Annotated in this window: 9 protein-coding genes; 3 read left to right on the top strand and 6 right to left on the bottom strand. The window is 69.1% G+C overall.

Annotation, left to right across the window (positions count from 1 at the left end):
• Positions 1 to 74: 74 nt before the first annotated feature.
• The 4 genes from NUG20_RS05610 to NUG20_RS05595 form a co-directional block, all read right to left on the bottom strand.
• Positions 75 to 2,576 carry a S9 family peptidase gene (locus tag NUG20_RS05610; protein WP_263397422.1) on the bottom strand — a complete coding sequence of 834 codons (2,502 nt, stop codon included), beginning with the start codon at positions 2,574 to 2,576 and terminating at the stop codon, positions 75 to 77.
• Between the two features lie 511 nt (positions 2,577 to 3,087).
• Positions 3,088 to 4,074: a malate dehydrogenase gene (locus tag NUG20_RS05605; RefSeq protein WP_263397421.1), complete on the bottom strand. Its 987-nt coding sequence runs from the start codon at positions 4,072 to 4,074 to the stop codon at positions 3,088 to 3,090.
• Between the two features lie 34 nt (positions 4,075 to 4,108).
• Positions 4,109 to 4,480: a glutaredoxin family protein gene (locus NUG20_RS05600; RefSeq protein ID WP_263397420.1), complete on the bottom strand. Its 372-nt coding sequence runs from the start codon at positions 4,478 to 4,480 to the stop codon at positions 4,109 to 4,111.
• A 90-nt stretch (positions 4,481 to 4,570) separates the two neighbouring features.
• On the bottom strand, positions 4,571 to 5,065 hold the full coding sequence (locus NUG20_RS05595; protein WP_263397419.1) for a peptidylprolyl isomerase: 495 nt from the start codon (positions 5,063 to 5,065) through the stop codon (positions 4,571 to 4,573).
• Between the two features lie 201 nt (positions 5,066 to 5,266).
• On the opposite strand from NUG20_RS05595, the gene typA reads away from it, so the two are divergent.
• The 3 genes from typA to NUG20_RS05580 all read left to right on the top strand — a co-directional run bounded on the left by typA (position 5,267) and on the right by NUG20_RS05580 (position 9,308).
• Positions 5,267 to 7,096, top strand: a complete 1,830-nt coding sequence (gene typA / locus NUG20_RS05590) for a translational GTPase TypA (protein ID WP_263397418.1) — start codon at positions 5,267 to 5,269, stop codon at positions 7,094 to 7,096.
• A gap of 13 nt (positions 7,097 to 7,109) precedes the next feature.
• Complete coding sequence (locus NUG20_RS05585; protein ID WP_263397417.1) at positions 7,110 to 7,592, top strand: DUF2127 domain-containing protein; 483 nt, start codon at positions 7,110 to 7,112, stop codon at positions 7,590 to 7,592.
• Between the two features lie 90 nt (positions 7,593 to 7,682).
• A complete protein-coding gene (locus NUG20_RS05580; RefSeq protein WP_263397416.1) occupies positions 7,683 to 9,308 on the top strand; it encodes an amidase in 1,626 nt (541 codons plus the stop codon).
• A 240-nt stretch (positions 9,309 to 9,548) separates the two neighbouring features.
• Here the strand turns inward: NUG20_RS05580 and NUG20_RS05575 are convergent, their stop codons facing one another.
• Entirely contained in the window at positions 9,549 to 10,715 is a 1,167-nt protein-coding gene (locus tag NUG20_RS05575) for a mechanosensitive ion channel family protein (RefSeq protein ID WP_263398399.1), read from the bottom strand.
• Positions 10,716 to 11,234: 519 nt separating this feature from the next.
• Positions 11,235 to 12,632, bottom strand: coding sequence for a class II 3-deoxy-7-phosphoheptulonate synthase (locus tag NUG20_RS05570; protein ID WP_263397415.1), 1,398 nt, complete (start codon positions 12,630 to 12,632; stop codon positions 11,235 to 11,237).
• Positions 12,633 to 12,677 lie beyond the last annotated feature (45 nt).

Raw genomic sequence — 12,677 nt, 5'->3', positions numbered from 1 at the left:
CCGCGCTTGCGTCCTTCCGACCATGGTCGAAGTGGCGCAGGCGGCACCGTGTCCGCCTGCGCCATTGCCTTCCGCTACCGCTTCGGCGGGGTCGCCGCGGCCGCGGCCGGCGCCGCCTGCTTCACGTAGCGGTCGAACCACTCCAGCATCTCGGCCACCACGTCCTCGTTGGACTCGCGCGCGGTGTACCAGTGCGGCTCGAACGGCAGCAGCACCAGCCGCGCGGTGCCGCCGTTGCCGCGGATCGCCTGGAACAGCCGCGGCGCCTGGGTGGTCTCGGTGCCGGGATTGGCGTCGTCCATGCCGTGCACGATCAGCAACGGCTCGTTGATCTTGTCGGCGTGGAAGAACGTCGACGCCTGCGCGTAGACCTCCGGCGCGGCCCAGAACGAGCGCCGCTCGTTCTGGAAGCCGAACGGGGTCAGGGTCTTGTTGTAGCTGCCGCTGGTGGCCACGCCGGCGCGGAACAGGTCGGTGTGCGCCAGCAGGTTGGCCGCCATCAGCGCGCCGTGGCTGTGGCCGGTGACGCCGATCCGCTGGCGATCGACCACGCCCAGCTCCACCGCCTTGTCCACCGCGGCGGTGGCGTTGTCGACCAGTTGCTGCAAATAGGTGTCGTAGGCGGTCTTGGGATCGCCGACGATCGGGAACGCGGTGTCGTCGATGACCGCGTAGCCGGCCAGCAACAGCAGCTGATAGGAGCTCAGGCGGGTGAAGTCGCGCTCGTTGGCGCCGCTGACCTGGCCGGCCTTGGACGGATCGGCGTAGTCCAGCGGATACGCGTACAGGATCGCCGGCACCCGCGTGCCTTCCTTGTAGCCGGGCGGCGTGTACAGCGTGAACGACAGCTCCACCCCGTCCTTGCGCTTGTAGGTCACCAGCCGCTTCTTGATCTGCCGCACCAGCGGCGTCGGGTCGGGGAAACGGGTGACCGGCGCGAGGCTGGAGGCGTAGGCCGCCTCGCCCGCGGCCGCGCCGGGCTGCGCCTGGCCGAGCGTGCGCAGGTACACGTTCGGCGGGTCGGCCGGCGACTGCCGCCAGGTCAGCAGCCGGGTCGCGTCGTCGCCGGCGAACCCGGCGAACACCTCGTCGACGCTGGCGTCGCTGCGGAACAGGCGCTCGCTCTTGCCGCTGGCCAGATCGTAGCGGTCGAGGAAGGCGCGGTCGCCGGCGGGCGTGGCGCCCTGCCCGCTCAGGAACAGCGCGCCGTGGTCCTCGTGCAGCACCGCTTCGCCGTTGGCCAGCACGCGCAGTTCCGGCGTGCCGGGATCGGCGTACAGATCGTCGGTGGACAGGTCGAACAGCACCCGGCCAGGGCTACCGGGGCGATCCGCGTCCAGCAGCGTGGTGCGGCGCCAGTGGCGGTTCTCGTCGAATTCGTCCAGCAGCGCGCGCCCGCCCTCGGCGAACCAGGACAGCCCGGCATAGCGCTGGGTCACCCGCGCCAGTTCGCGCGGCTTGGCGGTGAACGGCGCCGCCAGGGTCAGCAGCTTGTCGCGCGCCGGCACGCTGGCCTTCCAGTCGCCGCCGTCCAGCGCCTCGGCCCAGACCAGCGTGGCCGGCTGGTTGGCCCGCCAGGAATACGCGCGCGGGCCGGTCGGCACGCCATGCACCGGCACCCGGTCGGCGACCGGCAGCTTGGCCAGCACGCGCTCGCTGCCATTGGCCAGGTCCAGCACCGCCACATCGCGCGCGAAGCGCGCATAGGTGGTGACGTAGGAATACGGCCGCTGCAGCCGCTCCACGCGCACGTGGCGGCCATCGGGCGCGCCATCCACCGCGGTGTAGACCGCCGGCGCGCCGATCTTGGCCTGACTGCCGCTGGCGGCATCCACCTTGAGCAGCTGCGAGGTGGCGTAGTAGGTGAACAAGGCCTCGTCCTCAGGACTGGACAGGGTGTCGCGCGCCTCGTAGGTGCTGCTCTCGCCCTTGCCCTGGATGGTTTCCTTCACCTCCGGACCCAGCGGCACCGCCGCCTTGCGCGGCGCCGCGCCCAGGTCCTGCGGCACGGTCTTGAGCAGCAGCGTGTCGCTGCCGCCCAGCCACTGGATCTCCCCGCCCAGCACCGGGTTCAGCTGCACGCCGTCGATCCGGCGCACGCTGCCTGTGGCGACGTCGCCCAACCACAGCTCGACGCGGTCGGCGGCGGTGTTGTTGAAGGCGAAGCGGCGCCCGTCCGGCGACCACACCGGCAACGCCGGGCAGGCGCCGGCCGGCAGGGTTACCGCGGTCTGTTTGCCGCTGGTCACATCGACCAGGGCGAAGCCGTCCAGGCAGGTGCGGATGCCGTAGCCGTTGGACATGTCGTGGCGGCTGTGGCTGCGCGGCTCCACCCGCACCCCGGCCAGCTTCAGATACGGCTCGGCGACGCGTGCGATTGGCGGATACTGATTGCGCTGCACCAGCAGCAGGGTCTTGCCGGTGGGGTCCAGCCGCGGCGACGGATTGAGCGGCGCGCGCATCACCCCCAGCAGCGGCTCGGGCGGCTGCCGATAGCCGTTGTCCGCAGCGACGGCGGCGAACGGCAATACGCTGGCGAGCGCCAGCGACGAGACCCACCGGTACGGCATGACCATAGAAATTGTCCCCTGGCGAATGGCTGCGGAAACGTAGCACACCGCACCAGGCTCCTACCGCTCTCCGAAGCCGGCATCTCTACCTTTCTCCCGATGGGAGAGGAGCTAATGGCTGTTCCCTTCTCCCCTCGGGAGAAGGTGCCCCGAAGGGGCGGATGAGGGTACGGACGCAGTCTCGCACACCCAACTCAGCGAGACGCTTCGCGCCGTACCCTCACCCCAACCCCTCTCCCGAGGGGAGAGGGGCTAGTGCTGTTCCCTTGTCCCATCGGGACCATGGCCCACTTTTCGGGGGAAGGTGGCCCGCAGGGCCGGATGAGGGTATGGGCACAGCCTCGTGCGCCTAACTCAGCGAGTCGCTTCGCGCCGCACCCTCACCCCAACCCCTCTCCCGAGGGGAGAGGGGCTATGGTTCCTTCTCCCACCTAGGGAAGTGGCCCACAGATTTGGAACCCCACAACGCAGAACGCCGGGCAGAGCCCGGCGTCCGGTGACGCGATCGCCGACGCGATCAGCCCAGCAGGTGCGCCACGCCGCTGCGCTCTTCTTCCAGCTCGGCCAGGGTCTTGTCGATGTACTTGCGGCTGAAGTCGTCGATCGGCAGGTCCTTGACCAGGGTGTACTCGCCGTTTTCGGTGGTCACCGCGAAGCCGAACATCACCCCTTCCGGAATGCCGTAGGAGCCGTCGGATGGAACGCCCATGGTCACCCACTTGCCGTTGCTGCCCAGCACCCAGTCGCGCACGTGGTCGATGGCGGCGTTGGCGGCCGAGGCGGCCGAGGACAGGCCGCGCGCTTCGATGATCGCCGCGCCGCGCTTGCCCACGGTCGGGATGAAGCTGCCGGCGTTCCAGTCCTGGTCGTTGATCGCATCGGCGACCGAGGCGCCGTCGGCGGTGGCGAAGCGATAGTCCGGATACATGGTCGGGCTGTGGTTGCCCCACACCACCAGCTTCTCGATGCCGCCGACCGGCTTGCCGAGCTTGAGCGCCAACTGGCTCAGCGCGCGGTTGTGGTCCAGGCGCAGCATGGCGGTGAAGTTCTTCGGGTTCAGGTCCGGCGCCGACTTCATCGCGATGTAGGCGTTGGTGTTGGCCGGGTTGCCGACCACCAGCACCTTGACGTTGCGGCTGGCGACCTTGTTCAGCGCCGCGCCCTGCGCGGTGAAGATCTTGGCGTTCTCCAGTAGCAGGTCCTTGCGCTCCATGCCCGGGCCGCGCGGACGCGCGCCGACCAGCAGGGCGATGTCGGCGTCCTTGAACGCCACTTCGGCGTCGTCGGTGCCGACCATGCCGGCCAGCAGCGGGAACGCGCAGTCTTCCAGCTCCATCATCACGCCCTTCAGCGCGGCCTGGGCCTTCTCCATCGGCAGCTCGAGCAGCTGCAGGATCACCGGCTGGTCCTTGCCCAGCATCTCGCCGGAGGCGATACGGAACAGCAGGGCATAGCCGATCTGGCCGGCGGCGCCGGTCACAGCAACACGTACGGGTGTCTTCATGGGGGGTTCCTCTGCTAAAAAAGGGATAAAGGGGTCAGTAGACGCGGTAGCCGAGCGGCTGCAGGTGCGCGTCCAGGGCAGCGGTGTCGTAGCCGTCGATCACGTGCTGGCCGATCACCGTGACCGGCACGCCTTCGCGGCCCAGCGCGGCGGCGGCCAGGCGGCCGTCCTCCTGCTCCACGTCGAGCACGCGGTAGCGGACCTGGGCACGTTCGAAATCGGCCTGTTGCCGGCGGCAGTAGCCGCACCAGTCGGCGGCCAGCATGACGATGCCGTCCTCGCCGGTGAGCCGCCGCGGGTCGCCGGCCGCCAGCGCTGCCGGCGTGGGCGCCTGGCCGCTGCGCCACCACGTATGCACGCCGCCGCCGATCCCGAGCAGCACCGTGCACAACAGAAGGGAACGCATCGTCATCGGGCTGGGAGCGCGGCAGTCAACCGGGAAATGTTAGCACGCAGGCCATCTGCGACCGGCCTGGACGGCCGGTCGCGGCGGCACTCAGGCGCTGAGCAGGCGGTTCCACTCGGCGACGCGGTCGGCCTTGGCCGCCAGCACCGCATCGGCGTCGCCTTCGATGGTGATCTTGTTGATCGCATCGCCCTGGGCGACGCTGTCCACCACGTCCAGCCCCTGGGTCACCTTGCCGAACACGGTGTGCTTGCCGTCCAGCCACGGGGTGGCGGTGTGGGTGATGAAGAACTGGCTGCCGTTGGTGCTGGGACCGGCATTGGCCATCGACAGCACGCCGCGCTCGTGGCGCACGCCGTTGTCGGTCTCGTCCTCGAAGCGGTAGCCCGGGCCGCCGCGGCCGGAGCCTTCCGGGCAACCGCCCTGGATCATGAAGTCGGCGATCACACGGTGGAAGCTCAGCCCGTCGTAAAAGCCGCGCTTGGCCAGGTTCACGAAGTTGGCCACGGTCAGCGGTGCCTTGTCGGGGTACAGCTCGATCGTGATCGGGCCGCGGGCGGTGTCGAAATGGGCGATCAGGGACATGGGATTCCTTGGAAACGGGGGCGTCATTTGGGGCGCATAGGATACACGGCGGCCTGTTTGGCCCGCTTCAGGCCCCCGCTTCGGCGGCTGAACGGCCCCGCCCCACGGCCGCCGAATCCTGAACCGGCAGGCGCGCCGGGATACAGGTATAATAGGGGGCTTACTCTCCTTCCTTTCTGGCGCCGGTTGGCCCCCTTTCGCATGTCCATCGAAAATCTTCGCAATATCGCCATCGTCGCCCACGTCGACCATGGCAAGACCACCCTCGTCGACTGCCTGCTGAAGCAGTCCGGCACCCTCTCCGAGCGCACGGTGCTGGCCGAGCGCGTGATGGACAGCAACGATCAGGAAAAGGAACGTGGCATCACGATCCTGGCCAAGAACACGGCCATCACCTGGCAGGGCAACCGCATCAACATCGTCGACACCCCCGGACACGCCGACTTCGGCGGCGAAGTGGAGCGCGTGCTGTCGATGGTGGACTCGGTGCTGATCCTGGTCGACGCGATGGACGGGCCGATGCCGCAGACCCGCTTCGTGACCCAGAAGGCCTTCGCGATGGGCTTCAAGCCGATCGTGGTGGTCAACAAGATCGACCGCCCGGGCGCGCGTCCGGACTGGGTGATCGACCAGGTGTTCGACCTGTTCGACAAGCTCGGCGCGACCAATGAGCAGCTCGACTTCCCGATCGTCTACGCCTCGGCGCTGCACGGCTACGCGAGCCTGGACGACAGCGCCCGCGAAGGCGACATGACTCCGCTGTACGAAGCGATCATGAAGCACGTGGCGCCGCCGCAGGTGGATCCGGACGGTGCGTTCCAGATGCGCATCAGCCAGCTCGACTACAACAACTTCGTCGGCCTGATCGGCATCGGCCGCATCCAGCGCGGCAAGGTCAAGAAGAACATGCCGGTCAGCATCGTCGACCGCGAAGGCAAGAAGCGCCAGGGCAAGATCCTGCAGGTGCTGGGCTTCATGGGCCTGGAGCGGGTGGAAGTGGAAGAGGCCGAGGCCGGCGACATCGTCGCCATCTCCGGCGTCGCCGACATGAGCATCTCCGACACCATCTGCGCGCTGGACACCCCGGAAGCGCTGCCGGCGCTGACCGTGGACGAGCCGACCATCTCGATGACCTTCCAGGTCAACAACTCGCCGTTCGCCGGCAGCAAGGAACACAGCGGCGGCAAGTTCATCACCAGCCGCCAGATCCGCGAGCGCCTGGAACGCGAGACCCTGCACAACGTCGCGCTGAAGGTCGAGGAAGGGTCGGACCCGGACAAGTTCCTGGTCTCCGGCCGCGGCGAGCTGCACCTGTCGGTGCTGATCGAGAACATGCGCCGCGAAGGCTTCGAACTGGCCGTGTCGCGCCCGGAAGTCATCGTCAAGGAAATCGACGGCAAGCTGATGGAGCCGGTCGAGCAGCTGGTGGTGGACATCGAAGAGCAGCACCAGGGCGGCGTGATGGAAAAGCTGGGCATCCGCAAGGGCCAGCTGAAGAACATGGAGCCGGACGGCAAGGGCCGCGTGCGCCTGGACTACATGATCCCGGCGCGTGGCCTGATCGGCTTCCAGAACGAGTTCCGCACCCTGACCCAGGGTTCGGGCCTGCTGTTCCACGTGTTCGACCATTACGGTCCGAAGGAACAGGGTGCCATCGCCAAGCGCCAGAACGGCGTGATGATCGCCAACGCCGCCGGCGCCACCCCCGCCTACTCGCTGGGGCCGCTGGAAGAGCGTGGCCGCCTGTTCGCCGCCGAAGGCGACAACGTGTACGAAGGCCAGCTGATCGGTATCCACTCCAAGGACAACGATCTGACCGTCAACGCGATCAAGACCAAGCCGCTGACCAACATGCGCGCCTCGGGCAAGGACGATGCGATCAAGCTGACCCCGGCGATCAAGTACACGCTGGAACAGGCGCTGGACTTCATCGAGGACGACGAGCTGGTCGAAGTCACCCCGAAGGAAATCCGCCTGCGCAAGAAGTTCCTGACCGAAAGCGATCGCAAGCGCGCCGGTCGCGGCGGCTGACCGCAGGCCTCCCGTGGCCCGCAAGAAGGCGTACAACCCGGATCCGCATGCGCATCCGGGCTTGCACCTGATCGCACTGCTGGAGGCCAGCAAGGGCCTGCTCGCGGTACTGGCCGCAACCGGTCTGGAGATCATGGGTCCGCTGCCGCTGCGTGCGGCGGTGGGCCGACTGATCGTCCGCTTCAGCCTGGACCCCGAGCACGGCGCGCTGCCGTCGCTGCTCACCATGATCAATCCCGGCGCGGTGCACCTGGCCGCCGCCGGCATGCTCGCCTACGGCGTGCTGCACATCGTCGAAGCCTGGGGCCTGTGGCGCGCCAAGGCCTGGGCGTCGATGCTGGGCTGCGTGTCCGCGGCCATCTACCTGCCGTTCGATATCTACGCGATCGTGCGCCATCCCGGCTGGGCCGCATGGGCGGTGCTGGCGATCAATCTCGCCGTGGTCGGCATCCTGGCCCGCGACCTGATCCGGCGCCGACGCCGCCCCGCGCTCTGAGCGCAATGCGGGCACGCGCCCGCACACCGGTTTGCCAATCCCCGTAGCGCTGCGTAGCCTCCTGGAGAACCATTCCCCGGGAACCTGCCGATGCGCGTGCTGCCCGTCCTGTTGCTGTGCGGCGCCCTCGCCGGCTGCCGGCACGCCGCCCTGCCCGACACCGCCGCCATCGCACCGCAGCCCGCGCCAGCGGCGTTCGCCCATGCCGAAGCCGACATCGCCACGCTGCAGGCGCAGATGGCGCGCGGCACGCTCGACAGCGCCGGCCTGACCGCGGCCTACCTGCAGCGGATCGATGCGCTGGACCGGCGCGGGCCGGCGCTGCACGCGATCATCGAACGCAATCCGCAGGCCATGGACGACGCGCGGCGGCTGGATGCCGAGCGCCGCGCCGGGCACCTGCGCGGCCCACTGCACGGCATCCCGCTCGTGCTGAAGGACAACATCGACGCGCGGCCGATGGCCAACTCGGCCGGCTCGTTGGCGCTGGCCGAGTTCCATCCGCCGCACGACGCGTTCCTGGTGCAGCGGCTGCGCCAGGCCGGCGCGGTGATCCTGGGCAAGAGCAACCTCAGCGAATGGGCCAACTTCCGCGCCAGCAAGTCCAGTTCCGGCTGGAGCGCGCGCGGCGGGCAGACCCGCAATCCCTACGTGCTCGACCGCAATCCCTGCGGCTCCAGCGCCGGCACCGGCGTGGCCGTGTCGGCGAACCTGGTCGCGGCAGGCATCGGCACCGAGACCGACGGCAGCATCGTCTGCCCGGCGGCGGTGAACGGCCTGGTCGGCTTGAAGCCGACCGTGGGCCTGGTCAGCCGCGACGGCATCATCCCGATCTCGGCCAGCCAGGACACCGCCGGGCCGATGACCCGCAGCGTCGCCGATGCCGCGGCGCTGCTGAGCGTGCTGGCCGCGCCCGACCCCGCCGACCCGGCCACCGCCGCGGCACCGCGCGCACCCGGCTACGACTACGCCGCGCACCTGCGCCGCGACGCGCTGCGCGGCGCGCGCATCGGCCTGCTGCCATCGCCGCTGACCCAGACCCCGGACATCGCCGCGGCGCAGGCGCGCGCGGTCGCCACGCTGCGTGCGGCCGGCGCCATCGTGGTCGATGCGCAGATCCCCACCGCCGGGCAATGGGACGACGCCGAACTGACCGTCCTGCTGACCGAGTTCAAGGCCGGGCTGGAGCGCTACCTCGATTCACGCAAGGCGCCGCTGCGTACGCTGGCGCAACTGATCGAGTTCAATCGCGCGCATGCCGCGCGCGAACTGGCCGCGTTCGACCAGGCGCTGTTCGAGCAGGCGCAGGCCACGCGCGGCCTCGACGACCCGGCCTACCTGCAAGCGCGGGAGAAGGCGAAACGCCTGGCCGGTCCGGACGGCATCGATGCGGCGCTGCGCGCGCAGCGGCTGGACGCACTGATCGCGCCGACCACCGGCCGCGCCTGGAAGACCGACCCGATCGGCGGCGACGACTTCCCCGGCGCCAGCTACGGTGCGGCCGCGGTGGCCGGCTATCCGAGCCTGACGGTGCCGATGGGCAGCAGCGACGGCCTGCCGCTGGGCCTGGTGTTCATCGGCAGCGCCTGGAGCGAGCCGCGCCTGATCGAACTGGGCTACGCCTACGAGCAACGCAGCCGCGCACGCACGCCGCCGACCTTCCTGCCGACACTGCCGGCCCAAGCCCAAGCTGCACGGGCGGCGGATGATCGGTGACGCGGGTAACGCCGCAAGAGCGCGGAAGAGACAATTGGCGAAGAGCACTTTTGTAGGAGCGGCTTCAGCCGCGACCGGGCGTTACCGGTAACGCCCCGGTCGCGGCTGAAGCCGCTCCTACATTCGTTGCCTGCGGCAGATGAGATAACACGCTGCAGCCCAGGCGCCAGCAACGACGCATGCGCGATGCAGTGCAACGCGACGACACGACACGACACGACAGCGCGCCACACCTCGAGGCTACGCCGTATCCGGCTTCTGCTCGCCCGCGTCAGGCGCCACTGTCGCCGCCGGCGCGCCGTCCTCGGCGCCCGGCGAGCGCATCGCCGCCGAGTCGCTGGGGACAGCCGGCGTCCGCGGCGCACGCGCCGGCTCTGACGCGATCTGCGCACGCAGCGTCGGCAAGGCGTAGGGATGCTCGCGGGTCAGGAAGTCGATCATGCGTTCGCGCACGATGCAGCGCAGGTCGAACGCATCGCCGGAGTTGCGCGCACTGACCAGCAGGCGCACCTGGATCGTGCTCTCGCTGGTCTCGGTCACCTGGGTCACGCAGACGCGTCCGTCCCACAACGGCTCGCTCTTGCAGATCCGCTCCAGTTCCGCGCGCAACTGCGCCATCGGCGTGCGGTAGTCCAGCCACAGGAACGCGGTACCGAGCAGATTGGCGCTGCTGCGCGTCCAGTTCTGGAACGGGTTCTCGATGAACCAGGTCAACGGCACCACCATGCGCCGCTCGTCCCAGATGCGCACCACCACGTAGGAACTGCCGATCTCCTCGATGCGGCCCCATTCGCCTTCGACGATGACCACGTCGTCGAGCCGGATCGGCTGGGTCAAGGCGATCTGCAGGCCGGCGATCAGGTTGCCGAACACCGGCTTGGCGGCGATACCGGCGACCAGGCCGATGATGCCGGCCGAGGCCAGCAGCGTGGTGCCGATCTGCCGCACCGCGGGAAAGGTCAGCAGCACCACCGAAGTGCCGAGCAGGATGATCGTGCCCATCGCCACGCGCGCCAGCACCCGGGTCTGGGTCTGGACGCGGCGCGCGGTCAGGTTGTCGGCCACCTCGATCGGATAGCTGCGCAGGATCGCCCGCTCCAGCGCGGCGACGCCGCGCACCAGCAGCCAGGTCACGCAGCCGATCATGCCGATGTGCAGCAGGTGCTGCAGGTCGGCCAGCGCGCGATCGTCCAGCGGCGTGGACTCCAGCGCGAAGCTGAGCATCAGCATCGGCAGCAGGAACGCCATCGGCACGCTGATCACGCCGATGATGCGGGCACGCCGATAGTCGCGCCCGCGCATGCGCTGCGCGATGCGCAGCAGCAACCACCAGGCGAGGAAGCCGAGCACCACCGCCGCACCGATCGGCAACGTGTAGGCCCGCCATGGGATCCAGTCTAGGTCCAGAGTCAAGATGCGCTCCTTGAAGGGGGGAGGAGTCGCGACAGTGTGACAAAGCAAGCATAAGCGCAGTGTCGAGCGCTGCGCCCCGGTACGAAGCGTGGCGTCATCGCGAGGCGTGCGGCACGGCGCGCATGCAGCGCTCGCTCATCGCGGAGGCGCAGCGCGTCGGCCTGGGGCACTCCATGACCGATGTGCGCGATCGCGCCATGCGCGGCTCCTGCCCGGCGGCAAGCAACCCGCACATGGCCCCGCAGCAGCCGCTGCAGACGATGCGTCTTCAGTTACATCCGAAGCTCTACGCAGCAGACGCGGCGCCTGCCGAGACCCTATGCGCCGACATCGCCAACCGGCACACGCAGCCCCCGTCGCGGGCCGCGATACCTGCGCATTGCAGGCCTGCATTTCGCGATGCCCGGCATCGACGACTGCCAGCGCGTCACCGAGACCCATCGCCACCACATCGACGCCCGGCGCACGCAGCGCACCGGCAAGTGCGCTGCGGCGGCCGCGAAGCGCGCGTCGTCAGTCCGTCGTCAGCGGCACGCTGCGCCCGTTCTGCTTGCGCACGATCGCCAGCGCGATCTCCAGCGACTGCTCGTAGTTCAGGCGCGGATCCACGCTGGAGCGGTAGGCGCGCTCCAGGTCGCGCTCGGTCAGCTCGCGCGCGCCGCCGGTGCATTCGGTGACGTCCTCGCCCGTCAATTCCAGGTGCACGCCGCCCAGCCGCGTGCCGACCGCGGCATGGATGTCGAACGACTGCTCCACCTCGCCCAGCACGTTGTCGTAGCGCCGCGTCTTGTAGCCGTTGCTGGTGCTCTCGGTATTGCCGTGCATCGCATCGCACACCCACAGCACGCGGCGGCCGTCGCGCTTCACCGCGTCCAGCAGCGGCGGCAGCTTCTGCGCGATCTGCGCCGCGCCCATGCGATGGATGAAGGTCAGCCGGCCCGGCTCGTCCTCGGGATTGAGCACATCGATCAGGCGCAGCAACTGGTCCGGCTGCGCCGAAGGCCCGACCTTGATCGCGATCGGATTGCGGATGCCGCGGAAATATTCCACGTGCGCGCCGTCCAGCGCGGCGGTGCGCATGCCGATCCACGGATAGTGCGTGCTGAGGTTGAACCAGCCCCACTGCCGCGGCACCTCGCGGGTCAACGCCTCCTCGTACGGCAGCAGCAGCGCTTCGTGCGAGGTGTAGAAATCGACCCGGTTGAGGTTGTACAGCTGCGCGCCGGACAGCGTCTCCATGAAGCGCACCGCGTCGCCGATCGAGGCCACCATCTTCTGGTAGTCCTCGGCCAGCGGCGAGTAGCCGACCCAGCTCAGGTTCCAGTATTCGGGATGGTGCAGGTCGGCGAAACCGCCATCGATCAGCGCGCGCACGAAATTCATCGTCATCGCCGAACGCGAGTGCGCGGTGATCATCCGCTGCGGGTCGGGCACGCGCGCCTGCGCGGTGAATTCCGGGCCGTTGACCACGTCGCCGCGATAGCTGGGCAGGGTCACGCCGTCGCGGGTTTCGGTATCGGCCGAGCGCGGCTTGGCGTACTGGCCGGCGTAGCGGCCGACCCGCACCACCGGCAGGCGCAGCCCGTGCACCAGCACCAGGCTCATCTGCAGCAGCACCTTGAGCCGGTTGGAGATGGTGCCCGACTCGCAATCGCTGAAGTTCTCCGCGCAATCGCCGCCCTGCAGCAGGAAGCGCTTGCCCTCCTGGGCCTCGGCCAGCTGCTTCTTCAGCGCGAAGATCTCCCACGAGGTAACCAGCGGCGGCAGATGGCGCAATTCGCCCAGCGTCGCTTCCAGCGCCTGCGCGTCCGGATACACCGGCATCTGCAGCGCGGGTTTGTCGCGCCAGCTGGCGGGCGTCCAGAGCGGCGGGACGGATTCGGGCGCGGCGGCGGGGACGGACAGGTTCATGAAAGGACTCCTAGGCAACCTGCGATGTTCGCAGAGCCTGGCCGC

This window comes from Xanthomonas sp. CFBP 8443 (assembly GCF_025666195.1).
GTDB lineage: Bacteria > Pseudomonadota > Gammaproteobacteria > Xanthomonadales > Xanthomonadaceae > Xanthomonas_A.
Note: the sequence above shows the minus strand (reverse complement) of the source record. Positions and strands in the feature narration are given on the sequence as shown.